Origin of the sequence: Paraburkholderia sp. HC6.4b (assembly GCF_014200875.1) — a bacterium.
Taxonomy (GTDB): domain Bacteria; phylum Pseudomonadota; class Gammaproteobacteria; order Burkholderiales; family Burkholderiaceae; genus Paraburkholderia; species Paraburkholderia tuberum.
This window is the reverse complement of record NZ_JACHDC010000022.1, coordinates 55,349-78,896: the sequence shown is the minus strand read 5'-3', so window position 1 is coordinate 78,896 and position 23,548 is coordinate 55,349. Positions and strand designations below refer to the sequence as shown.

General features: G+C 66.1%; 18 protein-coding genes. 2 read left to right on the top strand and 16 right to left on the bottom strand.

Annotated features, from left to right (window positions below; all coding sequences use genetic code 11):
* Positions 1-69: 69 nt before the first annotated feature.
* From HDG34_RS29910 to bcsD, 7 genes are all read right to left on the bottom strand, one after another.
* The gene (locus tag HDG34_RS29910; protein ID WP_184065259.1) at positions 70-4,785 is read right to left on the bottom strand and encodes a cellulose synthase subunit BcsC-related outer membrane protein; all 4,716 of its coding nucleotides are present in this window, start codon (positions 4,783-4,785) and stop codon (positions 70-72) included.
* On the bottom strand, positions 4,776-5,963 hold the full coding sequence (gene bcsZ, locus HDG34_RS29905; RefSeq protein WP_184065256.1) for a cellulose synthase complex periplasmic endoglucanase BcsZ: 1,188 nt from the start codon (positions 5,961-5,963) through the stop codon (positions 4,776-4,778). The genes HDG34_RS29910 and bcsZ overlap by 10 nt, the downstream gene beginning before the upstream one ends.
* A gap of 14 nt (positions 5,964-5,977) precedes the next feature.
* Positions 5,978-8,542: a cellulose biosynthesis cyclic di-GMP-binding regulatory protein BcsB gene (bcsB, locus tag HDG34_RS29900; protein WP_184065254.1), complete on the bottom strand. Its 2,565-nt coding sequence runs from the start codon at positions 8,540-8,542 to the stop codon at positions 5,978-5,980.
* A 3-nt stretch (positions 8,543-8,545) separates the two neighbouring features.
* Positions 8,546-10,753, bottom strand: a complete 2,208-nt coding sequence (gene bcsA, locus HDG34_RS29895) for a UDP-forming cellulose synthase catalytic subunit (protein ID WP_184065251.1) — start codon at positions 10,751-10,753, stop codon at positions 8,546-8,548.
* Positions 10,750-11,538 (bottom strand): cellulose biosynthesis protein BcsQ, encoded by a 789-nt coding sequence (bcsQ, locus tag HDG34_RS29890; RefSeq protein WP_090806355.1) that lies wholly within the window; start codon positions 11,536-11,538, stop codon positions 10,750-10,752. The genes bcsA and bcsQ overlap by 4 nt, the downstream gene beginning before the upstream one ends.
* The gene (bcsP, locus tag HDG34_RS29885; protein WP_184065248.1) at positions 11,535-12,263 is read right to left on the bottom strand and encodes a cellulose biosynthesis protein BcsP; all 729 of its coding nucleotides are present in this window, start codon (positions 12,261-12,263) and stop codon (positions 11,535-11,537) included. Before bcsP ends, bcsQ begins: the two co-directional genes overlap by 4 nt.
* A gap of 147 nt (positions 12,264-12,410) precedes the next feature.
* Positions 12,411-12,866 carry a cellulose biosynthesis protein BcsD gene (gene bcsD / locus HDG34_RS29880; protein ID WP_090806351.1) on the bottom strand — a complete coding sequence of 152 codons (456 nt, stop codon included), beginning with the start codon at positions 12,864-12,866 and terminating at the stop codon, positions 12,411-12,413.
* Between the two features lie 499 nt (positions 12,867-13,365).
* Here bcsD and HDG34_RS29875 point away from each other — a divergent pair, with 499 nt between their 5' ends.
* The gene (locus HDG34_RS29875) at positions 13,366-15,687 is read left to right on the top strand and encodes a bifunctional diguanylate cyclase/phosphodiesterase (protein WP_184065245.1); all 2,322 of its coding nucleotides are present in this window, start codon (positions 13,366-13,368) and stop codon (positions 15,685-15,687) included.
* A 21-nt stretch (positions 15,688-15,708) separates the two neighbouring features.
* On the opposite strand, the gene hpaI is transcribed toward HDG34_RS29875, so the two are convergent.
* From hpaI to HDG34_RS29840, 7 genes are all read right to left on the bottom strand, one after another.
* The gene (gene hpaI, locus HDG34_RS29870; RefSeq protein ID WP_184065242.1) at positions 15,709-16,512 is read right to left on the bottom strand and encodes a 4-hydroxy-2-oxoheptanedioate aldolase; all 804 of its coding nucleotides are present in this window, start codon (positions 16,510-16,512) and stop codon (positions 15,709-15,711) included.
* Between the two features lie 10 nt (positions 16,513-16,522).
* Positions 16,523-17,326: a 2-oxo-hept-4-ene-1,7-dioate hydratase gene (gene hpaH / locus HDG34_RS29865; RefSeq protein ID WP_184065239.1), complete on the bottom strand. Its 804-nt coding sequence runs from the start codon at positions 17,324-17,326 to the stop codon at positions 16,523-16,525.
* Between the two features lie 7 nt (positions 17,327-17,333).
* Positions 17,334-17,732, bottom strand: coding sequence for a 5-carboxymethyl-2-hydroxymuconate Delta-isomerase (locus HDG34_RS29860; RefSeq protein ID WP_184065236.1), 399 nt, complete (start codon positions 17,730-17,732; stop codon positions 17,334-17,336).
* A gap of 19 nt (positions 17,733-17,751) precedes the next feature.
* Positions 17,752-18,615, bottom strand: a complete 864-nt coding sequence (gene hpaD / locus HDG34_RS29855; RefSeq protein WP_184065233.1) for a 3,4-dihydroxyphenylacetate 2,3-dioxygenase — start codon at positions 18,613-18,615, stop codon at positions 17,752-17,754.
* A gap of 82 nt (positions 18,616-18,697) precedes the next feature.
* Entirely contained in the window at positions 18,698-20,155 is a 1,458-nt protein-coding gene (gene hpaE / locus HDG34_RS29850) for a 5-carboxymethyl-2-hydroxymuconate semialdehyde dehydrogenase (RefSeq protein WP_184065230.1), read from the bottom strand.
* 40 nt (positions 20,156-20,195) lie between these two features.
* Positions 20,196-20,954, bottom strand: a complete 759-nt coding sequence (locus HDG34_RS29845) for a fumarylacetoacetate hydrolase family protein (protein WP_184065227.1) — start codon at positions 20,952-20,954, stop codon at positions 20,196-20,198.
* Complete coding sequence (locus HDG34_RS29840; protein WP_184065209.1) at positions 20,951-21,724, bottom strand: fumarylacetoacetate hydrolase family protein; 774 nt, start codon at positions 21,722-21,724, stop codon at positions 20,951-20,953. Before HDG34_RS29840 ends, HDG34_RS29845 begins: the two co-directional genes overlap by 4 nt.
* A gap of 191 nt (positions 21,725-21,915) precedes the next feature.
* On the opposite strand from HDG34_RS29840, the gene hpaR reads away from it, so the two are divergent.
* Positions 21,916-22,323: a homoprotocatechuate degradation operon regulator HpaR gene (gene hpaR, locus HDG34_RS29835; RefSeq protein WP_184065190.1), complete on the top strand. Its 408-nt coding sequence runs from the start codon at positions 21,916-21,918 to the stop codon at positions 22,321-22,323.
* A gap of 29 nt (positions 22,324-22,352) precedes the next feature.
* Here the strand turns inward: hpaR and HDG34_RS29830 are convergent, their stop codons facing one another.
* Positions 22,353-22,646 (bottom strand): contact-dependent growth inhibition system immunity protein, encoded by a 294-nt coding sequence (locus HDG34_RS29830; protein ID WP_184065187.1) that lies wholly within the window; start codon positions 22,644-22,646, stop codon positions 22,353-22,355.
* Between the two features lie 7 nt (positions 22,647-22,653).
* Positions 22,654-23,490, bottom strand: a complete 837-nt coding sequence (locus HDG34_RS29825; protein ID WP_184065183.1) for an RNase A-like domain-containing protein — start codon at positions 23,488-23,490, stop codon at positions 22,654-22,656.
* Positions 23,491-23,548 lie beyond the last annotated feature (58 nt).

The window sequence follows — 23,548 nt, the reverse complement described above, 5'->3', positions numbered from 1 at the left end:
AGGGGCGGGGGCGACGAGGCTTGCGATTCATCGAATGCAAGCCGCGACCTCACCCAACGAGTGCGTCCGTCAGTTGGACAGCGACAGATACTGCGACGTCAACGGCACCGGCGGGAACGGCTGCAAGCCGGTCTGCTTGTTGAAGCTGTAGCGCACGTACACGGCCGCGAGCCACTCGCGATATTCATAGGCATTGCCGAGCGACGCGGTCGCCCCGACCGCGAGCTGCGGCGCGAGCTGATATTCACCGACGCCGCTGATCGAATACGACACGCCGGTCTTGCTCTGACCCGGGTAGACGGCGGTCAGACCGTTGCCGAGGGATTGCGCGGCGGCCGCCGCGTCGCCTTGCCGCGTCGAGCCGTCGTTCAGCGGGAAGTAGTTCGACGCATCCTCGCGATAATGCTGCACGCCGATCGACCCCTTCACGTCATATGTAAACAGGCCCGTGCGGCCCGACCATTCGACCGGCAGATTCAGGATCACGTACTGCTGCGGACTGAAGTAGCCGCCCTGGCCATAAGTGAAGTACGACAGATTGCGGTTGTAGCCCATGATCGTCGTGTTCACGCCGACCGTCAGCGTCTGGTCGGCGTCTTTCAGCAGACGCGTATAGACGCCGCCGCCGCCCTTGATCGCGTTGTTGCTCGGCACGTTGGTGCCCATGTAGTGCTGATACGACGCGTTCACGTACAGGCCGCTCGTGCCGTCGTCCCAGCTGAGGCTGGCAAGCGCGCCGTTCGACGTGACGCCGCCCCATTCGAGGCCGGCGGCCGCATCGCGCGCGCCCGCGTACGACAGCAGGCTGTCCGTCACCGCGCGCCGCGCGACCGCGATCGAGTACGAGACCTTGTCGGTGATGCCGCCGTTGTATTGCGCGCCACCGACGATGTTGGTCTCGCGCAAGCCGATCGGCGTCACGCCGATATCGCCGCTGATGCTGCGACTGTCATAGCCGACGGACAGGCCCACACCGCTCGCGGTCTGGCTGCCGTAGTTGTTGGTGCCGTTCTGCGCCGCCGATTTCGACGACGCGCTCGAAAGCCCCGCGCCGAAGCGCGCGAGCGTCGACGTGCTGTTCGACGCGGTGCCTGCGTCGAGCGTGACCGGGGTCGCGGTCACGACCACGTGACCGTTGCCCGCTTTGATACGCCCCTGAATCGGCGCCTCGATGTCGGTGAGCGACGACAGTCCGTCCTCGCCGACGCGATTGCGGAAGATCAGGCCGCCCGACACGGTGCTCGACTGCTCGCGATTGACCTGCGCAAGCTCCTCGGCGACGCCGAGCGTCTGCGCGTTCGCGACGTTCGACTGCGGGTTATTCTGCGCGTTGCTGCCGGGCGGGTAGTACGGCTGCGCGTAGCCGGCCGGCGGTTGCGGAATGTACGGCTGCTGCGCGTAGTAGCCCTGGTTCGGGTAAGGCTGCTGTTGAGAGGGCTGTTGCGGCGGGTACGGCTGATACGGCTGCGCGTAGCCCTGCTGCTGCGGATACGGCGGCGGCGGCTGCGCGTAGACCGGCGCGGGTTGGCTCGTTTTCGCCGTGCTCTTCTTGGCGCTCTTCTGCGTGCTCGTGCGTGTCGATCCGTACGGCAGCGCCGTCGTCGACGCGGCGTTGGCCTGCGCTTGGCGCGCGGCTGGCGACATAGGCCACGGTGTGGCCGCATAGCCGTCCTGCGCGCCGTAGGGCTGCTGCCCGTACGCCGGTTGCCCGTATGCCGGTTGCCCGTACGCCGGTTGCCCGTATGCCGGTTGCTGCGGATACGCTTGCTGCTGCGGGTAAGGCTGTGGCTGCGGATACGCTTGCTGCTGCGCATAGCCCGCGTCGTACTGCTGCCGCGGCATCGGCTGCCCGGGCGCCTGACCTTGCCCCGGATAAGGCTGCAACTGCGCACCCGACTGGCTCGATCCGTTGGATTCCTGTCCGTAGCCGCCGACCTCGGCGGCGGAGCGGGGCGCTCCGTACGGTGCGGCGACCGGCGCGGGCTGTGCGGCAGGCGCGTTATAAGGCGTCGCGGCGGGCGCCGTATAGGGCGCGACATACGGCGCGGGCTGAAGGGGCGGCGGATAGTTCGGCACGGTCTGCGTCGGCGAGGAAGACTGCGTATTCAGGAACGGAAGCGCGGGACGCGCGGCATTGCCGGCGTCGCCCGAAGGGACGATCGCCGTTTTGCCTTCGAATGGATTGGTGCCCGGCAGCGGCGTCGCGCCGATCTGGCCCATCGCCGCTTCCCAGCCGCGCGGCACGTTGGTGCCTGCGTTGCGGGGCGCGTTCGCCGCCAGCGGCGTATTGGCCGCGACCAGCGAGCGTTGCAGATAGGTCGACGCGAGCGACAGCTTGCCCTGGGCGCGATACATGCGCCCCACGGTCGCGAGCACGCCCGGGTCGTTGGGCGCGAGGGCGAGCGCCTGGTTCGCGAGCGTTTCGGCGTAGCTGAACTGCTTCGCGCCGGCCGCAGCCGAGATCGCCGCCTGCAGCAGATTCAGATCGTCGGGGCGGCGCTGCAGCGCGACACGGAAGCTCGTGAGCGCGTTGCGGTCGTCGCCCGCGCTCGCATACATGCGGCCGAGCGCGGCCTGCAGGTCGGGGTTGTCGGGCATCGCGGCGAGCCACGGCGCGATCACCTCGTAGGCGCTCGCGAGATCGCCGCGCAGGCGTACCGCGTCGGCTTGTCGGATGACGATGCCGAGATTCAGGTTGTTGAAGTCAATCCGCTGTTGCGGCGTCAGTTGCATGCCTTGCAACTGGCGCATCACGGCGCCGAGCTCGGCCTGCTGGTTGGCCGTGGACAGAATGCTCGCGTATTGCAGCAGCAGATCGGTGTTGCCGGGCGCCGCGCTCATCGCGCCGCGCACGAGTGCGAGCGCGCGGGTCGGGTCGCCGGCCTGCTGGTACGCGCCGGCGATCACGCCGATCAGCTCGGGGTTGTTGCCGGCCACCGGCTCGGCGGCGCGCAAGGTCGCGATGGCCTGCTGCGTCTGGCCGTTCTTCGCCATGCGCGTCGCGAGGTCGGCCTGCCGATGCACCCACAGCCGATGCTGCAACGTCGTCATCGCATCGGTGCGCTGCGCGGGCGCAATACGGTCGAGCTGCGCGAGACCGGTCGACCAGTCCTGCGTTTCCGCCGACAGCAGCGCGCTCGCGTACAGCGCATCGGTCATGTCCGGATGCGCGGCGAGCAGACCGTCCATCATGCTGCGCGCATTCGCGACCGCGCCCTGGCGCACGTAGATGCGCGCGAGGTCGAGCCGCAGCCACGGATCGTCGGGCTTGTTCAGCAGCGCGTCTTCGAACAGGCTGCGCGCGCTGCCGAGATCGCCGCGCGCTTCGGCCGCGCGCGCCTGCGCTGCCTGCGCGTCGCCGCGCAAACGGTCGATGCCGCCGACCTTCGCCTGTTGCTGCGCGTTCAGCTGATTGGCGAACTGCAGCGCCTCGTCGGCACGGCCCTGCGCGGCGAGCGCACCGACGAGGCCGCGAATCGCGTCCGGGTTGTCGGCCTGGCGGCGCAGTGCCATCCGGTATGCCTGCTCGGCGCCGGCCGGGTCGCCGGTCGTGAGCAGCATTTCACCGAGCTGCACCTGGGCAGTCACGTCGGACGGATTCAGCGCGATCGCGCGCTCGAACAGTGCCTTCGCCTTCGCGAACTCGCCATTGCTGCGCGCGCCGATCGCTTCGCTCGTGTAGGTCCAGTAGATCGCGCTGTCGAGGGCGGTTTTCCAGCGCGCCGGATTCGGTCCGCGCGAGGCACGCTCGAGGTAGTTGCGCGCCTCGGCGAAACGCTCCTGCTTCAGCGCGGCGATGCCCATGCCGCCGAGCGCGTCGGTATCGTTAGGACTGTTCGCGAGTACCGACGAGAACCTGGCGCGCGCGCTCACGATGTCGTCGCGGTCGAGCGCGGCGAAGCCGTCGGCGATCACGCGGCCGCGCGCGTCGGCGGCGGCGTTTTCCTGCGCGCGGGCGCGCGCCGCGCTGTCCTGCTGCACCATCGATTCGAAGCGCGCCTTCACGGCGGCATCTTCACCGGCGGTCTGGAAGTACGATTCGTACAGCGCGGCGTCCGACGGCCGCGCGTCGAGCCACAGCAGCGCCTGGCGCCAGCTCTTTTTCGCCGCCGCGCCGACCGAGGTGTCGCCCGCGAGCTTTTGCAGCCGCGCGATACCGTCGCGCCGCGTGACGTCGCGATAGGTCAGATGCTGCGCGTACGCGAGTGCGAAACGCGGGTCGTTGGGGTTGTCGTGCGCGAGCTGTTCGAGGCCGCGGCGTGCTTCGTCCCAGCCCTGCGGCGTCGCCGACAGCGCCTGGTAATACTCGAGCTGCAACTGGGGCGTGGCGGGCTTGCCGGCCAGCGCGCGCTGATACTCCTGCGCCGCGCTCGCGCTCTGACCGGCTTGCGCGAGCCGGCGCGCCTCGCTGATGGTCTGGTCGCGCGGGCTCGTTTCGCCAAGGCGGCGGCCGAGCTCATCGAGATTCGGATAGTTCGGCGCGGCCGCCTTCAGCCGCGCGAGGTATTGCTGAGCGCCGGCGCCGTCCTTGCGGTCGGCCAGCACCATGCCCATGCCGAACAGGGCGTCGGGCTGCTTCGGATCGATGCTGAGCACCTTCTGCCAGGCCTGCTCGGCGAGGTCGCCGCGCTGATGCGACTGCCAGTACTTGCCCTGATCGATCAGCACGGTCAGCGGATCCTTGCTCGCCTGCGCGAGCGCATCGGGCGCGGCCGCGGCCGCGCACAAGAGCGCGCCGACGGACAGCGCGATATGCAGCGACCCGGCGAGGGCGTTCAATCGCATGCGGTCCTCCAGGCGGGCACGAGACCGCCGGCTTCATCGAAGCGATAGCGGCCATCGATGAACCCCGTGCCGAACAGACCCAACACACGATCGTAGTACACCGGTTCACGGCCCGGAACGTTCGCGTCGAGCGCGGCGAGCCGCGTGCGCGCGAGGCCGAGTCCGTGCTCGTCGCCCAGTGTCTTGAAGTATGGCGCGAGCGCGCCCCAATAGCTGAGCGGGCCTTCGCCGCTCGCCGCGCCGGTGGTCGACGACACCTTCTCCGGCGGGAAGCCGTTCTGCGCGACCTTCGCGCGCATGCCGCCGAGCGCGCCGAGCCACGGCTTCGCGAGCGGATCGGCGGGCGAAGCGAGGCCGGCCCACAGATAGACGCGGATCGCATCGTAGCTGCCGACGTCGCCGTTCTTCGGATCGACGACGAACCGACCGTTCTGCCACGCCGCCCAGTCAGGCGCGAAGCCTTGCGGCGACACGGTTTTGACGAACTGATAAGCGTTGTCGGCGAGCTTGGCCCACGGGCCGTCCGGCACCTCGTGCGCGAGCGCGCGCAACACCGGCAGCGGCAGATAGCTCGGATTCAGACGCGTGACGTTGCCGTTCCTGAAGCCCTGCGCCCCCGGCAGCAGCATCGGCCCGAGGCCAGATAGATTCGCGACTTCGTCGTGCGCGATGCGCTCGGCGAGTGCCTGGCCCAGTTGCGTGTAGGCGGGGTTGTGCCACAGGCGGCCGGCCTGCAGCAGATCGTAGGCGATCCAGAGGTCGGAATCCGACGCCGAATTCGGATCGAGCACGCCGTACGAGCCGTCCGGCTTCTTGCCCCATTGCCATGCGGGCAGCCGCAGGTTCTGGGCGTCGAACTGGTTGCCCGCGAGATTCGCGCGGGTCCAGCCGAGCAGCTTGTCGAAGGTCGCGCGGTCGTTGGCGACCAGCGCGAAAAAGAGCGCGTAGGACTGGCCTTCCGAGGTGGTCTGCTGGGCCGGCGTCGAGTAATCGATCACGCGGCCGTCGGCCTGGACGAAGCGTTGCACGAAGCTTTGCCAGGCGCCCCAGTCGCCGCATGCAGCGCCGTTCTGCGCGGCCTGAGCGGCGCCGCTCAAACCCGCCAGACTGGCCGACGCCGTCATGCCGATACCGAGCGCGAGCGCAAAAGAGGTTCTTCTGCTGATCCGAAACCGCATTCGAGTCATATCCATCAGTCCTTCAGTCGACGCGCGGCGATCGCGCGAAGCGTCCGGTAGCACAAGGCCGCGATGATCAGCGCGGCGAGCACGCCGCCGAGCAACAGCAGCAGCGGATGCGACGACAGTGCCCAGCGCAGATACTCCTGCGGCGACAGACGGCCCACGTAGTATGCGGTGCCGTTCGACGTGATGGTGACGGCGCGGCCATGGATCACGGCCATCGCGCCTTGAATCTTCGGCAGCACGTCGGCGTCGAGCAGCGCGGCGGACAGATCGGCATCCGACGGGCCGGCCGCGCTGATCAGCGCAACCGCGCTGCGGCCTCGCTGCAGCGGCGACTCGAAGCCGGTAAGCAGCGCCGCGCCGTTCGAGCTGACCATCGTCAGATCGGCACGCGCGGGCGTGCGCTCGACGCCGCGCTCGCCGTGCCACCAGTCCCGCAGCTTGAACACCAGGTCGGTGAGCTGGAACGTGTGCGCGGCGCCGTCGCTGGAGAACGGCATCGACTTCGACCAGCGCTGCAACAGCGGCTGCTTGCCAGGCGCGCCGAACACCAGCAGGTCCTTGTCGGCGAGGCGCTCGACGTCGGCCGCATGGGTGACGGTCACGCCGGAGACCGGATAGCCGGTCGATTCGCCCATCCGGCCCATCGTCAGCAGATACAGGCTGTAGTCGCTCGCGTCCGGGTCGTCCGGCAGCACGACGGCGGTCTCGGAGAGGTCCGCCATCCGCGTGAACGGAAAGCCGCTGTTGGCGAACGCGGCCAGATCGGGCAGCGCCATGTAGTGCGGGAACGACGACAGGTCGATCGTCGAGTTCGGATCGATCGCGCCGACCACGTTCTGCAGCAGGCGGCCCGCGCATTCGCCGGTGTTCGGGATGTCGTAGTAGAAGTGCAGCCGCAGCTGTATGCGCGGCGTCATCAGCAGCGGCGGGATGCGGATGTTGCGGCGCGCGTCGGCGGTGCCGTCGGGCATGATGAGGTTGAAGTAGCGGCTCATGTCGAACACCGACGCAGGGCGCGCCGGAATCGGCAGCGCCTGCACGAAGCCGTTGTTCACGCTGATGTTCAGCGACGAGCGGTCGCGCGCCGGCCGCACCGTGTAGCGGTAGCGCAGATCGATCGGCACGCCGCGCGTGTGCCACATGAACAGATCGGGCGGCACCCGCATGTTGATGCGCACCGCGTCGGCGTCGTAGCCGAACACGGTCAGGTCTTTCGGATCGGCGAGCTCGCCGAAGCGCACCGCGCGGTCGGTCGGCAGCCAGTTCGGCGCGTCGTACGGCACGCGCGGCGTAATTTCGTTCAGCGACGTGATCGTGGCGCTCGCGCCGGACAGCGCGCTATGGCCGATCCCGAGCGACTTCGCGGCGGTCTTCAGCTCGGCCTCGTTGCGGCCGAGCACGAGCAGCAGCTTGCCGCGCGCGTTCGCGTCGCGCTCGACCACCGCGATGGTCGGCCCGGTGATCTCGGGAATCGTCACGCCGGCCGGATGCTGGTCGCTGGTCGCGAACACGACCGCGTTGCCCGACAGCGGCGCGTTGTCGAGCTGGGTGGGAAACACCGCGCCGCGGTAGCCGGCGAGCGAGCCGAACCACGACGCGACGATGCCGGCGGCTTCGAGCGTGCCGTTGCCCGGCTTCTGCGCGAGCACGAACGGCAGCTCGAGGCGGCGCACGTCGCGGCGGTCGAAGAACGGCTGCGGCAGCGCGGCCAGCTCCGCCTTCGTCGCGAGCGACGAGTAGGTCAGGTCGAGCGAGCTCGCGTTGCTGATCGTCGCCCACAGCGACGAGTTGGCGGGGTCTTCGCAGGCCGTCGTGTAGTGGCCGATCAGCTGCAGGTTCAGGTGGTTGAAGTCGGTGATGAAGCGCGGATCGATCGTGATCTCGCGCGCGACCAGCATGCCGGCCTGCTCGTGCGGCAGCGGCAGCGTCGCCGCGACTTCGCCGTTGACCAGCACCTTCAGCTGCGACAGGTTCGCCAACAGCGCGGGCGAATAACTGTAGATCAGATGCAGCGTCGCGCCGGTCACGACCTCGTCGCCGCGCACCGAGAACGCGATGCCGTTCTGTCCGTCGACGCCGCGCAATTGCAGCGGGTCGAGCGCGCCGAAGTCGGCGAACGTCAGCGTCTGGCGGCGGCCTCCGGGCACCAGCGTGCCGGGCTCGGCGGTGGTCGGCGTGTGCATGCCGAGCGCCTTCACCGACGCCGCCGCGAGCGCGGGCGTCGGCGTGGCGAGCTGGCCCTGGGCGATCGCGTTCGGATCGAACGGCACCGCCGCGCTCGGCGCGGGCACGTTGCCGACACCGGTCGCGACTTGCGGGGTTTGCGGCGCGCCGGCGGGTGCCGCCGTGTCCGACGCCGGTTTGGCCGCGGCGGCGGCAGGAGTGGCCGCTTCAGCGAGCGGCATGAACGACGCCAGCGCGGTCTGCAGCGCGAGCCAGCAGGCGACGCCGCGCATGATTCGCCGCGAGTGTCGCAAGCCGTGACAAGCAAACAGGCGCGATTGGGGTCCAATGCTGTTGCGCCCGTGTGCCGGGCGTTCGATATTGTCCGTGGCCATCCGGTAGCCCATAGATCAGTCTTTCGCTTTTAGCTTCTTGACGTCCGCGGGACGGCTTTTGATCGAACTGCGCAAGTCGTCGTACAGATGTTCGAACAGCCCCGCGATGCCGCGCACGCCGACCTTCAGCACGTGCGACAGACCGCGCAGCGGTGCGTCCGTCTCGCGTCCCTCGGCCCAGCCGGTCCACGCGTCCGCGCGGGCGAAGGTGGTTTTGACGAACTCGTACTCCTGTTCGCGCGACATCGACGAAAAGCGCAGCCCCACGCGGCCCGGCTCGGTAAAACTGACGGTGGCGGGGAACGCGTACTCCTCGTCGCCGCGGAACAGCGACACGGTCACGCGCTCCTGCGTCGGCACTTCGATGGTGCTGGGCAGCGCGACGCCGACGCCGCCTTCCGAGTAGTCGATCGTTTCGCACGCGAGCGTGCGGCCGGTCGAGAACTTCAGCATCACGGGCATCTTCATCGCGACGCGCGGCACCGCGCGGATCTGGCGGCGCTCGCTCGCGGCGGCCACGCTCGCGCCGAGGATCAGCATGTTGTAGCTGGTCCACGCGAGATTGAGCAGTGTGGTCTCGACGATGCTGCGCACGTGCCAGTTCATGTAGATGTGCACCAGACCCGCGAGGAAACCGAGCAGGTTCAGCAGCAGCAGGAACAGATACGGTCGCGAGATCGACCAGTCGAAGTAGCTCTTCTCGATCACGCCGCCCTTGGCCGTCACGTTGAACTTGCCGAGCTTCGGGTTGATCAGCGCGAGCAGCGTCGGCGCGGTGATGTACGACGCCAGCACCGACTCGTACACCTCGGCCCAGAACGAATGGCGGAACATGCGCTGCATCCGCGAGTTCGTGATGCTCGCGTGCATCATGTGCGGCAGCGCGTAGATCGCGATCGTGCTGGCCGCCGCCTCGATCACATGCGCGCCGAAGAACAGATACGACAGCGGCGCGGTCAGGAACACGAGACGCGGCACGCCGTAGAAGAAGTGCATCATCGCGTTCAGGTAACACAGCCGCTGGCCGATCTTCAGCCCCTTGCCGGTGAGCGGATTGTCGATGCGGAAGATCTGCGTCATGCCGCGCGCCCAGCGGATGCGCTGGCCGATGTGGCCCGACAGGCTTTCGGTCGCGAGGCCGGCGGCCTGCGGAATCGCCAGATACGCGGTCGTGTAGCCGAGGCGGTGCAGCTTCAGCGCGGTGTGCGCGTCCTCGGTGACGGTCTCCACCGCGATGCCGCCGATCTCGTCGACCATGCTCCGGCGCAGCAGCGCGCACGAGCCGCAGAAGAACGTCGCGTTCCACAGATCGTTGCCGTCCTGCACGAGGCCGTAGAACAGCTCGCCTTCGTTCGGCACCTTGCGGAAAGTGCCGAGGTTGCGCTCGAACGGGTCGGCGGAGAAGAAGTGGTGCGGCGTTTGCAGCATCGACAGCAGCTTGTCGCGCAGGAACCAGCCGAGGCCGATCTGCAGGAACGAGCGGGTCGGGATGTGATCGCAGTCGAAGATCGCGAGGTACTCGCCGCTCGTGATCTTCAGCGCCTCGTTGATGTTGCCGGCCTTCGCGTGGCGATTGTGCGTGCGGATCGTCCAGTTCACGCCGACTTCCTCGCAGAACGCCTTGAACTCGGCGCGGCGGCCGTCGTCGAGCACGTGGATCGACATCTTGTCGGCCGGGTAGTCGAGCGCGAGCGCCGCGTAGATGGTCGGCTTCACGACGGCGAGCGGCTCGTTGTAGGTCGGAATGAACACGTCGACGGTCGGCCATTCGTCGCGATTGGCGGGCAGCGGCATTGGTTTGCGCTTGAGCGGCCACGCGGTCTGGAAGTAGCCGAGCATCAGCACGATCGTCGCGTAGAGTTCGGCGGACACGAGCAGCAGACCCCAGGCGGCGTCGAGCGGATGCTCCCAGTAGGTCGTTTCGGTCAGCCGCCAGTACATGTAGCGGCCCGACGCGACGATCGACAGCATGATCATCACCATCGTCGCGTAGCGGCCGGGACGACGGCGAAACAGCAGCGCGAGCACGAAGCACAGGGTCGCGAAGGTCAGCTGCTGATAGAACTCGAGCGGCACCGTGAACACGAAGTACAGCATGTACAGCGCGAGCATCGTGACGAGCCCGGTGACGATGCGGCTGTTCCAGAAGCTTGCGTCGATGAAGCGTTGGAAGCGCGACGGCTCGCCGCCCTCGGGCTCGCGCGAGGAGGCCGGACTGCTCATGCGACGTTCCTTGGCCGGGCGGCGATCGCGTCGAGCGCCGCCATGAGCCAGGCGGCGCATGCGCGGAAATCGGCGGCGGCCTGGCTCAGCGGATCGTAATGGATCAGCGTGGTGTCGCAGGCGAGCGCTTCGCTGACGCCTTCGTCGAGATGGATCACGCCGGGGAACACCTTGCCGGCGAGCATCTGACGCAGCACCTTCAGCACGTCCTTGGTCAACTGGCGGGATTGGTCGATCTGGTTGATCACGTAGCCGACGCCGCCGAAGTCCGCGCGCGGCGCCGCGTAGGTTTCGATCAGCCGCTCCATCTGCGGGATCGCCGCGTACGACGCGGCGTCGGCGAGCACGATGTTCAACGCGAAGGTGGCCGCGCTCAGCGCGGTTCGCACGTAGGTCGACGAGCCGGGCGGCGTATCGACGATCACGATGTCGGACGCATCGAGCCGCAGGTGCTGCAGCGACTGCGCGAGCCATTGCGGATGCTGGTCGATCTGCGCCTCGAGGCGGCGGCGGTCGTCCTCCAGCAGCGCGCCGTACGGCAGCACGGTCACGCCGTCGATACCGTCGAACATCACCGTTTGCCACGGGTTGCCCGAGAGAGTCGCGCGCGACAGGCCGTCGATGCTGTCGAGCGGCACGCCGAAGTGCAGCCGCAGGGCGTTCTGAGGATCGAGATCGAGTGCAATCACACGTCGGCCGCTGTTGGCGAGCACGGAGGCGAGATTGGCGGCGAGGGTGGTCTTGCCGACCCCCCCTTTGGCGGACACCACGGCAATGACTTTCATGAGCGACGCGGACCGTTGGTGAGCCACGAGGCGAAGCCGCCGCGCGCGGTGCCGGCGGGTGCTTGCGTGCCTTGGGCGGACGTGCCGCGCAGACGGTCGAACACCGAGTTCAGCGACGCGGCCGCGGTCGCTTGCGGCGGCGCGCTCGGGGTTTGCGCTGCAAACATCTTGCCGAGGATCGACGGCGGCGGGGCCGGTTGCGCGGGTTGGGCCGTATAGGTCGGTTGCGGCGCTGGTGGCGGTGGCATCGACGATGCCGGTGCCGTGCTCGCGCTGCCATGAGCGGGCGCGGCGGGGCCTGTCCTGCCTCGCGCGACAGGCGCAATCGTTTGCGCGGCCGCCTCGTCGAGTTCGTCGGCCGTGCGAAAGCGTGACGCGCCGCTGGGCGCCGCGGGCTGGGCTGCGGCCACAGGTACCGGTGGAATGTCACGCCGGTGCGAGCGCGTGAACAGCGGTGCCTTCGCGCGCGTCACGGATGCCATGTCCTTCGGTGTCGTGTCCTCGTGGACGGCGGCCCGTGGCGCCACGGTTATCGGCGGCTGTGGTTTCGCGTCGCGCAGCTGGCCGATTGCCGGAATGGCCGGTTGCGTCAGATCGAGCGTCACGAGCAGCGGCCAACGAGTGCGCGCGGTGCGCGCGTCGTTCTCGCGGCCGATCTCCTGGTACGCGTTGGCGTCGCCGCCAAATTGCTCGAACAGTTTTTCGATGTCGCTCGATGAACTCATGATGCCGTCGTCTGTTACATACCGTGCATGGCCCCAAACCGACTGCTCGGGGTGCTGTTTATTTGAACTGCCTTCCCTGATCCTGCGTGGCGGCTGTATCGCCGTCGCACGCTCGTTCGCACGTACGCGTGCAGCACCCGCTGGTGCTCAGGCGGGGTGACGGCCGAGGCGGAATTCGAGCGAGCTGTCCTCGCCGAACGCGCTCGTCTGCACGACCGACAAACCCTGCGCGCCCAACGCGCTCAACCACGTCTGATAGGCGCCTTCGAGAAATGCCGGCGTCCAGGCGAGCGCCGATTCGCCGAAGGCGGGCAGCGGCGCGCAATAGTGAATGATGCGCAGCGACTCCGCCTCATCGGCGAGCGCGACGTAACCCCAATCCATCTGATGCCAGTAAGAATTCAACACCTGCTCGAGCTCGGCCGTCGATGCGCAGGCGGGCAGCGGATACGCGAGCGCGAAACGGCTGCCGACGCGATGCATCAGCTGGCGCAGCTCGTCGTGTCCGATTTGCGCTTCGAACTCGCTCGCCAGCGCGCTCAGCATGCCGCGCCATTGCGGCGAGATTTGGCGTTCGAGCAGATAGTTGAGGATTGGGACCATGTTTTCCGGAAGTGGTCGCGGCCCGTTGCACATTGCGGACGTGACAGCCATTGAGCATCGGAGTCGTCGGCAATCGGGCGCCGATTACGTCATTTCTACCGGGTTGTCTAGGGTGCCCGGCACACATTGCAAGCAGTCTACTTAAGACACAGGCTTTTAGCCACTTTCCATTGCTCGGCTTATACGGTAATAAGCGCGCAATCGAGCCACATGAATTGCGTAATTTTTGCTGCTTAAAAGAAATTGAAAGGTTAATCTTCGCCTGGCGTGCGAAAAGGCTTGCGGAACCATAGGTGTATTAGCCGGCAATCCGGCCTGCTTTGAGCTTTAGTCTTTTAATCATGCATTCGGCGGATGGTGAGTCGCGCGAAAGATCGGCGCGGCGTCGTTCGGCACGCAGGCGCCGAATTTATACGTCGTGTTACGTTAGCCATAAATGTTTATCGAACGTTTGCCGATAACTATTGGCGGAGTGACCGGAAACCCTGATCAACCATCTATGTCTGCCATCCCGACGCAGCACCTGCCCGAGCCAAGCATGCGTGAGCGCTTTCACCGGCGCTCGCTCGACCATCAGCGGCCGCTTTCCCTCGTGACGATGGGCTTCACGGTGGTTGCGTTCCTGTGCATGGTAACGGCGCGCGAACTGGTCGGCGCACCGGCCGGGCCGCTCGCGTACCGGCTGCTATGCGCGCTCCTGCTCGCGCTGCTGGTGCTGGCGATCCCGCGCGCGAAGTCGACGGCGCTGTTCGGCGCGATCGGCGTCGCGTACGAACTGGTGCTGATCGCCGGGCTCGTGCTGAATGCGAAGGGCCTCGCGCATCCGTTGCCGTGGCTATTGCCCGCATTCGTGGTGATACCGATCTGCGCGGCGCCGCTATGGCTTACGCCCGCGCATTTCGTCACCGGCAGCGTGGTCTTCTACGCGGCGGCCATCGCGCTGCTGCGCGGCAAAGCTCATGCGCCCGAGGTCGACGCGGCCGTGTGGACGTGGGTCATCGCGATCGGTGCGCCGACGGCGGTGGTATTCCATTTCGGCTTCTACCGTTTCCGGCGCAATCACTTTCTGCTCGAGAGCCAGCTCGCGCAACTCGCGGCGACCGATCCGCTGACCGGCCTGCAAAATCGTCGCTCGTTCGTCAAGCACGCGGAGGGACGCCTCGAGACGCTGGCGCCAGGGGCGCAGATCTGCGCGATCTTTCTCGACATCGACAGCTTCAAGTCGCTCAACGACCGCTTCGGTCATGCGGTCGGCGACCATGCGCTGTTCCAGGTCGCGCAGGTGCTGAAGGACGCGGTTGCGCTCTACCCAAGCGTGAGCCGCGTCGGCGGCGAGGAATTCGCGCTGCTGCTCGACGATGATCTCACCGGCGCGCTGCAGATCGCCGAGCGGCTGCGTCTCGACATCGCCGCGATCGAACGGCCGGACGGCCATCTGACCGCGAGCTTCGGCGTCGCCGAGCATCGGCGCGGCGAAAGCTTCATGATGCTGCTCGATCGCGCGGACGAAGCGTTATTGCGCGCGAAGCAGACGGGGCGCAACCGTGTCTGCGCGGAGCGCGCGCTGCCGTTCGACGCGCTGCAGTCATCGTTCGGCGATCCGAGCGCCGACCCGGCGCGCTACCGCTGGGAAGACTTCTATCTGATCTCGCACTTTCAGCCGCTCTACAGCCTATCGCATCAGAAGCAGGTCGGCTTCGAGGCGCTGCTGCGCGGAGAGCATGACGACGGCACGCTGGTGCCGCCGGTCGTGATGTTCGCGCCGAAGCCGTCGAGCGACGAAGGCGCGCTCGACCGCGCGAGCCACGCGGTGCATCTCGGCAACGCGCGTCGCGCGCTGCCCGGCGACGCGTGGCTGTTCCTGAACATCCTGCCGTCCACCTTCGTCGCCGAAGGCTACGCCGACCAGTTGACGAAGATCGTGCGCGCCGCAGGGCTCGAACCCGAGCGCGTGATTCTGGAGATTCTCGAATCGCATGGCGGCAGCGTCGATGAGATGTCGCGCGCGGCGGCGCGCTATCGCCAGCACGGCTTCCTGATCGCAGTCGACGACTTCGGCGCGGGCCAGTCGAATCTCGACCGGCTGCTGCGGATCCGGCCGGACCTCGTCAAGCTCGACGGCGAGCTGATCCGCGCGACCACGTACGGCACGCAGCAGCCGATCCTGCCGAAACTCGTGTCGCTGCTGCACCAGGCGGGGATGCTGGTGGTCGTCGAAGGCGTCGAGACGGCCGACGAGCTGATTCTCGCGGTCGAGTCGAATGTCGATTTCGCGCAGGGCTATCTGCTAGGGCGGCCCGCGGCAGAGATCGCGCCGCCCGACTCGGTGCATCGCCAGATCGACGATGCGTTCGACGTGATCGCGCAGGGCCGTGCGCATCAGCATGCGTTGTTCGAATCCGAAATGGAGCCGTACCGGCTCGAACTGCGGCGCGCGGCCGACGGCTTGCGCGCCGGCGCCATGATGGACGACGCGTTCGCGCTGCTCGCCACCTTCAAGCGTTGCATCAGCTGTTTCATCCTCGACGACACCGGCCGCCAGATCGGTCACGAGGTGCGCGGGCCGGCGTGGTGCGAGGACGCGGCGTCGCTGCAGCCGGTCGCGAATCCGCGCGATGCGCGCTGGGATCATCGGCCGTACTTCCGCAATGCGGTGCTGCTGCCCGGCGAGGCGGTCACCAGTAATCCTTATCTGTCGCTCGCGAGCGGGCGGCCGTGCATCGCAGTGACACTTGCCGTGCAGCTGGCGAGCGGGCGCTGTGTGATGGGGGTCGAGCTGGATTGGTCGGCGCGAGGCTTGCCTTGGCCGGCGGGCGAGTAGGGGAAGTGAAAGGCTTTCGCTTCAATACCCGCCTTTGACCTGCGGCGCGCTCGCCGCCAGGTTCTTGTACGACGCGGCGAGGTCCGCGGCCGCGCGGCTCAGCAAGCCGGTGTCCGTGCCGACCGCGACGAAGGTCGCGCCCGCCGCCAGATATTCGGCCGCCAGCGCGGGATCAGGGGCGAGCACGCCCGCAGCCTTGCCAGCGGTGCGCACGGTGTCGATGCCGTGGCGAATCGCGTCGCGCACGCGCGCGTCGCCCGGCTTGCCGAGCAATCCCATCGACGCGCTCAGATCCGACGGCCCGAAAAACACGCCATCGACGCCATCCACATGCGCGATCTCCACGAGATTGTCGAGGCTCTGCACGGTCTCCGCCTGCACGATCACGCACAGTTCGTCGGCGGCGGTGTCCAGATAGTCGGGCACGCGATTCCAGCGCGACGCACGCGCGAGCGCGCTGCCGACGCCGCGAATGCCTTGTGGCGGATAACGCGTGGCCGCGACCGCATCGAGCGCTTGCGCGGCCGTGTCGATCATTGGCAGCAGCAGCGTTTGCGCGCCGATGTCGAGCAACTGCTTGATCAGCGCGGCGTCGCTGCGTACCGGCCGCACGACCGGATGCGACGGATACGCGGCGACCGCCTGCAATTGCGACAGCGTGCTGCGTACGTCGTTCGGTGCGTGCTCGTTGTCGATCAGTAGCCAGTCGAAGCCGGCGGTGGCGAGCAGCTCGGTCACGTAGGCGTCGGCGAGCGCGGCCCACAGGCCGAACTGCGGTCTGCCTTCGGCGAGCGCGCGCTTGAAGGGGTTGTTCGGCAAGGACATATTGATGCGTTCAGATGAAATTCAAACCGATGCCGCCGAGCGGGCCATAGTCGATGTGGAACGTGTCGCCCGCGCGGGCGGGAACCGGGCTCGTGAACGAGCCGCTCAGGATCACGTCGCCCGCATTCAACGATTCGTCATGCGGAGCAATTTTGTTGGCGAGCCACGCGACGCCGGTGGCCGGATGGTTGAGCACCGCCGCCGCGAGCCCGCTTTCCTCGACCGCGCCGTTCTTGTACAGCAGCGCGCCGACCCAGCGCAGGTCGACGTCGAGCGGACGCACCGGCCGGCCGCCGAGCACGACGCCCGCGTTCGCGGCGAAGTCGGAGATCGTGTCATGGACCCTGCGCGGCGCGCGTGTTTCGCGATCGAACTGCTCGATGCGCGCGTCGATGATTTCGACGGCCGGGCTCACGTACGCGGTCGCGTCGAGCACAGCGAACAGTGTGACGCCGGGGCCCTTCAGCGGTTTGTTCAGCACGAACGCGAGTTCCACTTCGACGCGCGGCGCGATGAAGCGATCCACGCGAATGTCCTGGCCACTTTCGATGAACATGCTGTCGAGCAGGGGCGCATAGTCCGGTTCGTCGATCTGCGACGAGCGCTGCATCGCGCGCGACGTCAGGCCGATCTTCCTGCCCTTGATTACGTGGCCTTCGGCGAGTTTCAGCTTGACCCACTCGCGTTGTATCGCGTAGCCGTCCTGTACGGTCATCTCTGGATACTGCGCGGAAAAATGGCGCAGCTGCGTGCGGGTCTTTTCCGCGTGATCGAGTTGCGCGGCGAGGTCGCGAATGGTTTGTTCGTCTAGCATGTTGATGTCAGCCCTTGAACCGCGCGTGCAGATTGTTGTGCTTCCAGGTGCCCGCTTCGCTGAACTCGTTGATTTCGAGCGACAACGCGAGCCCCTGCCGTTCGAACTCAGTGGCGAAGCGCTGCTTGATCAGCGCGAACAGCGCCTCGCCGGTCGCCTTCTTGACGGCCTCCGGGCGGCCCGCGCCGATCTTCAGATTCGCGTGCAGGAACGCGGCGTCGGGCCGCCCATCGGCGATGCAGTACTGGTCGCAGCGCAGCGCGCGCACGCGGATGCCGCCGAGCGGATAGACGCGCTCGCCGTTATCGCGCTGCGCGTCGAGGCACTGCGCGAGGTCTTTGCATAGTTCGCCGAGGCGTTGCGCGTCCGCGAGGTTGGCGCTGTATTCGAGTGTCAAGTGAGGCATGGCGATTCCTTCGCGAGTGTCAGACGGGTAGCGGCGTGACCGGGAAGATCGCGTTGATCTGGCCGGTGCCCGAACTGCCGAAATAAGGCGTGACGACTTCGACCTTGCCGTCGTAACGATCCCAGCCGAGCGCACCGAGCAGCATCGCGGTATCGTGCATGCCGCCTTCGCCCCAACATTTCTCGTTGTAGAGCGGCAGCATGTCGCAGAAGGTCTTCCAGTCGCCGGCTTCCCACATGCGCACCACGCTGCAATCCATCTGTTCGAGGAACGGGCTCCAGACTTTGTGCATGAACTGCTCGGCGGTGCCGTTGTTCGCGAAGTGATGCGACAGCGAGCCGCTCGCGAGAATGGCCACCGTACCGTCGTAGCGTTCTTCGATGGCCTTGCGTACCGCGAGGCCGAAACGCGCGCTGGTCGCGAGGTCGTGCCACATGCACCAGCCCGCCACCGACACCGCCTTGAAGTGCTGATCGCCGTTCATATAGCGCATCGGCACCAGCGTGCCGTATTCGAGCTCGAGCGTGGTCTCGCTGTGCGCGCGGCTTTTCACGCCCATTTCGTTGGCGATGTCCGCGATCAGCTGACCAAGCCCGACATTGCCCGGATACGCGTACGGCATGTTCCTGATGAAATGCGGCAGCTCGTTGCTCGTGTACACGCCTTCGAACTTCGGCGCGCAATTGATGTGGTATTCGCTATTCACTAGCCAGTGCACGTCGAACACGACGATCGTATCGACGCCAAGTTCGCGGCAGCGTCGGCCGATTTCATGGTGTCCGTCGATCGCGGCCTGACGGCAACCCTTGTGCGGACCGTCGAGCTCGGATAAATACAACGACGGCACATGTGTAACTTTTGCTGCCAACGCGAGTTTGCCCATCGCGGTCTCCAGTGTCGAGCGGAGTTAGAGCGTCAGCTCTTACTCCGGTCCCATGCTTTAGCAATTTCGTTTGACGTCGCGATCAAATGCCCCAGCGCGGAATATGATGCGAGCCGAGCGACACGCAGACGTTCTTCGGTTCGAGGAACACTTCATAACTCCACGTCCCGCCTTCACGGCCCACACCCGACGCCTTCGTGCCGCCGAACGGCTGGCGCAGATCGCGCACGTTCTGGCTGTTCACGAAGCACATGCCGGCTTCGACGGCGGCCGCCACGCGCAGCGCGCGGCCCGTGTTCTCGGTCCAGATATAGCTCGACAGACCATACGAAATATCGTTGGCGAGACGGATCGCCTCGGCTTCATCGTCGAACGGAATCAGGCACGCGACCGGTCCGAAGATCTCTTCCTGCGCGATGCGCATACGGTTGTCGACGTCGAGGAACACGGTCGGCGCGACGAAATTGCCGTGACGCAAGGCGTCGGGCAACTCGGGCGTATCGAGCCCGCCGCACGCAAGCGTGGCACCTTCCTTCGGGCCGAGCTCGATATAGCTGCGCACTTTGGCGAGATGCCCCTGGCTGATCATCGGGCCGACGATCGTACTGTCCGCGAGCGGATCGCCAACCGTCAGACGCTTCGCGCGCTCGACGAAGCGCTCGGCAAACCGCGCGTAAATGGAGCGCTGCACGAGAATGCGCGAGCCCGCGGTGCAGCGCTCGCCATTGTTCGAGAAGATCATGAACACAGCGGCATCGAGCGCGCGTTCGAAGTCGGCGTCGTCGAAGATCACGAACGGCGACTTGCCGCCAAGCTCCATCGAGAACTTCTTCAGGCCCGCGGTCTGCACGATGCGATTGCCGGTCGCGGTCGACCCGGTGAACGACACCGCGCGCACGTCGCGATGCGCAACGAGTGGCTCGCCCGCTTCCTTGCCATAGCCGTGCACGACGTTCAGCACGCCCGCCGGGATGCCCGCTTCGAGCGCGAGCTTGCCGAGCATCGAGGCGCTCAGCGGCGACAGCTCGCTCATCTTCAGCACAGCGGTGTTGCCGAACGCGAGGCAGGGCGCCACCTTCCAGGTGGCCGTCATGAACGGCACGTTCCACGGCGAGATTAGCGCGCACACGCCGACCGGATGAAACAGCGTGTAGTTCAGATGCGAGTCGGTCGGGTACGTGTGGCCGTCTACGCGCGTGCACATCTCGGCGAAATAGCTGAAGTTGTCGGCCGCGCGCGGCACCAGTTGCTTGCGCGTCTGCGAGATCGTCTGGCCGGTGTCCTTCGTTTCGGTCTCCGAGATTTCCGGCACGTGCTTCGTGATCAGCTCGCCGAGTTTGCGAATCAGCTTCGCGCGTTCCGCGGCGGGTTTCGCGGCCCAGGCGGGGAAGGCGCCTTTGGCCGCTTGCACGGCCGCATCGATCTCCTTCGCGCCGCCGCGTGCGACCTCGGCGAGCACTTCCTGGGTGGCCGGATTGACGGTTTCGAAATAGTCGCTCGAGGTGCACGCCTCGCCGTTGATCAGATGGTCGATCGGCATTGCCTTGTCCTTTCGCTGTTCGGTGGGTTTTTGCTGTCGATCAGGTGCGGCCGAAGTCCGCGTCCGAGGCGATCGTGTTGACGAGACGGCCGAGGCCGTCGATTTCGCAGACGACTTCGTCGCCCGTGTTGACGTTGACGATGCCTTCGGGCGTGCCGGTCAGGATCACGTCGCCGGGCGCGAGCGTCATGAAGCCGCTCAAGTATTCGATCAGTGCGCGGATGTCCGTGACGAGATCGCGCGTATTGCCGCATTGCTGACGCGTGCCGTTGACGAACGTGCGCAGCTCGAGCTGCGTGACGTCGGCGATGTCGGCGGCGTCGACGAACCAGGGGCCGAGCACCGTGCCGCCGTCGCGATTCTTCACGCGCAGATTCGGGCGATAGTAGTTTTCGAGGTAGTCGCGAATCGCGTAGTCGTTCGCGATCATGTAGCCCGCCACGTGCTGCATGGCGTCTTCACGCGCGACGTTTTGCGCGGTTCGCCCGATCACGACCGCGAGCTCGCACTCGTAGTGCATGAACGTGACGTCGGCGGGGCGACGCGTGACGCCGCGATGGCCGAGCACCGTGCCGGGCCCCTTCAGAAACACCAGCGGTTCTTCCTGTTTGCTGAACTGCAATTCCTTCGCGTGCTCGGCGTAGTTCAGGCCGAGCGCGAAGATCGTGCCGACTTCGATCGGCGCAAGCCAGACCACTTCGTCCTCGCGACGCACGCGGCCGTCGGCGAGGCGGACACCCTGCTCGTGCGGATACGCTTCGTGAATCGCTCCCGCATAGGCGACGCGGCCGCGCATCATGATGGTTCTCCGTTGTGTTGATCCATGCCGATGAACGATATGGTCAAGGGCGGCAGCGTGCCGATCGACAGCGTGGCCGTATCGCCGACATGTGCGACCGGCGAGCCGTGCCGGACGCCGAGCGTGAGCACGTCGCCCGCGTTCAGCGTCATGAAATCGGTGACGTCGGCGAGCAATTGCGCGACGTTGCGCACCGAGGTTGCGGTGCTTGCCGTGAACGGTTCGGCGCGGTTCAGCGAGACGGCGATGTCGAGCCGATCCGGCGCCGCGACGTGGCGCGCGGCGACGAGCGCCGGTCCGATCACGCAGAAGCCGTCGCATGCGCGCAGTCGCACGTTCGGGCGATACACGTTGGTATGCGGCACGCTCAGATCGCCGACCAGCGTATAGCCGGCGATGTAGTCCGCCGCGCGCTCGACGCCGACGCGCGTCGCGGTACGGCCGATCACGATGCCGAGCGACGCGCCCACCTCGACGCCGAGCGTGTTATCCGGCACGACCACGCGCGCCCGATGCCCGGCCAGCGTGTTGCGCGGCTTCAGATACAGAATCGGCGCTTTCGGCGGTGCCTTGTACGGTGCCGCATGCAGTGCGTCGCCCAGCGCGTTCAAGGCGGCGCGATCGTTCAGCAGGGCGCCGTACACGACGCCGCTGACCGGCGCGCGACACGCAACGCCGCGTGCCAGCAACGCGGCCGCGGTGTGCGCGTCCACGTCGCGAGGCAGCGCGTCGCCTTCGGGATGCAGCAGATGATCGGCAAGGGCAAACATAAATGCGCAGCCTCGTGGCGAAAGTTTTGCGAAAACACTAAGATGTTAGTAGTATCCCGCTTGATATCATCGACGGTCAATAGGCTGCCGGTTGATCGCGGGTTTTCCCGTAAGCTTCGACAGCTGTTTTTTTCTGATTCCTTGCCGCCATGTCCGCTGCGTCCACCCGAGTTTTGCACCGCAATTTGCCAATGCTGTTGTTACGCGCCCGCGAAAAAATGATGGAGCGTTTTCGTCCGTTGATCACCGCGCATGGACTCACCGAGCAGCAATGGCGCGTGATTCGCGCGCTCAACGAGCACGGCCCGATGGAGCCGCGCCACATCTCCGACATCTGCACGATTTCGAGCCCGAGCATGGCCGGCGTGCTCGCGCGCATGGAGAGCATGGAACTCGTGACGAAAGAACGTTTCGCGGAGGATCAGCGGCGCGTGCTCGTGTCGCTGACCGATACGAGCGTCGAACTGGTGCGCGTGATTTCGAAGGATCTCGAGGCGCACTATCGCGAGCTCGAGCGCAAGGTGGGACCGGAGATCGTCGAGCGCGTGTATCGCGCGGTCGACGATCTGTTGGCGGGGTTGTCGGAAGTGGATGAGTGACCGACGTTTCGCGGCAGGTTTGGGGCTATCTACTCTCTCAGGAGACGCTTCACTTCATCGAGAAATGAGGCGGTCGTGTGACCCCACGGTTCGGGATCAACGTAGAGGCCATAGATTTCCTCAAAATATCCGTCCAGGTTGGCGGAATGGTCGCTTGCAAAACGATCGATTTCATCCACGACTAACTTATGAAGGGTCTCGTCGCTCTCTTTTTTGAAGCACGTGACAATTTCCTGTACGTTGTTGCCCCATAAATCGAAATCTTCATTGAAATAGCCATGAATCAGAAAATCCAGATTCGGGTAAGGTGATTCGTCTTTCACAGTAAGCTCATGGCATCAGGTAGGCGGTCAGGACGTAGTATGGCATGCCGTTATATTCCTTCCGGATCAAGAACATGTGAACCTTGCTCAGATTCACCATCTCCCCCGTCTTGCGAATGACCCCGTACCCTACCTGCCTACCTGCATCGCCCGTCAGTTCCAGGCGTATGGAACCGGTATGAGATTGCGCCCACGTCGTTATCCGGGCCGCGTTGTCCTGTATGACCTTGGAAATCGCCCACTCTGCCGTTTGTAGATCAGTGAACGATGAAACAACCCGGCGCTTTGGTTCGCGCGCCAGTCGCTCACGCAACTGTGCTTCAGTCCGTGCCACATGCTTTTCGAATGTATGCCCGCCAAAGCGGCTGCCAGGCTTTGCTTCATGCTGCATCAGCCTGAACCGGCCCATCGTGATCTCGGACGCCCGTACTGCCTTGATCGATCCCGCCACGCTCACCGAGACTGCTAGATCAAGAAAGAGGCCGATGTTGTTCGCCGCGTCAGGACCCGCCCTCATTGTCTCGGCCAGCTTCGTCGTGCCCAGCTGTGTCAGCGTGGCCGTATCCCGGGCCGTCCAGATTTGACGCAAACCCGCCGACGTCGTATCAGACCCATGTGCGCCGAACACAATACACCCGGCCTTGCTCGCCATGGTCGGTTCTGGCATGACACACAATGCCCCAGCACCGACCATTTCCAGCAAACCGCCGACGAGTTGCAACCCGCCCCATAGCCGGTTAGAAAGCATTTCGGTCTGACTGATCGACTGGCGGGTCAGCACCGCCGCCAGTTGCGGGGCGCTCAGCACGACGCGAACGCCGTCTGGTTCATTCAACTCGGACATGCAAGAATCCTCTGTATTCCTGTGGAGATTCCACGCTAACGGCGGGATTCACGTCCGT

Bases quoted from the DNA above. Each gene is read 5' to 3' on its own strand.
- HDG34_RS29910 (WP_184065259.1), bottom strand. From the start codon at position 4,785: ATGCGATTGAACGCCCTCGCCGGGTCGCTGCATATCGCGCTGTCCGTC.
- bcsZ (WP_184065256.1), bottom strand. From the start codon at position 5,963: ATGCGGTTTCGGATCAGCAGAAGAACCTCTTTTGCGCTCGCGCTCGGT.
- bcsB (WP_184065254.1), bottom strand. From the start codon at position 8,542: ATGGGCTACCGGATGGCCACGGACAATATCGAACGCCCGGCACACGGG.
- bcsA (WP_184065251.1), bottom strand. From the start codon at position 10,753: ATGAGCAGTCCGGCCTCCTCGCGCGAGCCCGAGGGCGGCGAGCCGTCG.
- bcsQ (WP_090806355.1), bottom strand. From the start codon at position 11,538: ATGAAAGTCATTGCCGTGGTGTCCGCCAAAGGGGGGGTCGGCAAGACC.
- bcsP (WP_184065248.1), bottom strand. From the start codon at position 12,263: ATGAGTTCATCGAGCGACATCGAAAAACTGTTCGAGCAATTTGGCGGC.
- bcsD (WP_090806351.1), bottom strand. From the start codon at position 12,866: ATGGTCCCAATCCTCAACTATCTGCTCGAACGCCAAATCTCGCCGCAA.
- HDG34_RS29875 (WP_184065245.1), top strand. From the start codon at position 13,366: ATGTCTGCCATCCCGACGCAGCACCTGCCCGAGCCAAGCATGCGTGAG.
- hpaI (WP_184065242.1), bottom strand. From the start codon at position 16,512: ATGTCCTTGCCGAACAACCCCTTCAAGCGCGCGCTCGCCGAAGGCAGA.
- hpaH (WP_184065239.1), bottom strand. From the start codon at position 17,326: ATGCTAGACGAACAAACCATTCGCGACCTCGCCGCGCAACTCGATCAC.
- HDG34_RS29860 (WP_184065236.1), bottom strand. From the start codon at position 17,732: ATGCCTCACTTGACACTCGAATACAGCGCCAACCTCGCGGACGCGCAA.
- hpaD (WP_184065233.1), bottom strand. From the start codon at position 18,615: ATGGGCAAACTCGCGTTGGCAGCAAAAGTTACACATGTGCCGTCGTTG.
- hpaE (WP_184065230.1), bottom strand. From the start codon at position 20,155: ATGCCGATCGACCATCTGATCAACGGCGAGGCGTGCACCTCGAGCGAC.
- HDG34_RS29845 (WP_184065227.1), bottom strand. From the start codon at position 20,954: ATGATGCGCGGCCGCGTCGCCTATGCGGGAGCGATTCACGAAGCGTAT.
- HDG34_RS29840 (WP_184065209.1), bottom strand. From the start codon at position 21,724: ATGTTTGCCCTTGCCGATCATCTGCTGCATCCCGAAGGCGACGCGCTG.
- hpaR (WP_184065190.1), top strand. From the start codon at position 21,916: ATGCTGTTGTTACGCGCCCGCGAAAAAATGATGGAGCGTTTTCGTCCG.
- HDG34_RS29825 (WP_184065183.1), bottom strand. From the start codon at position 23,490: ATGTCCGAGTTGAATGAACCAGACGGCGTTCGCGTCGTGCTGAGCGCC.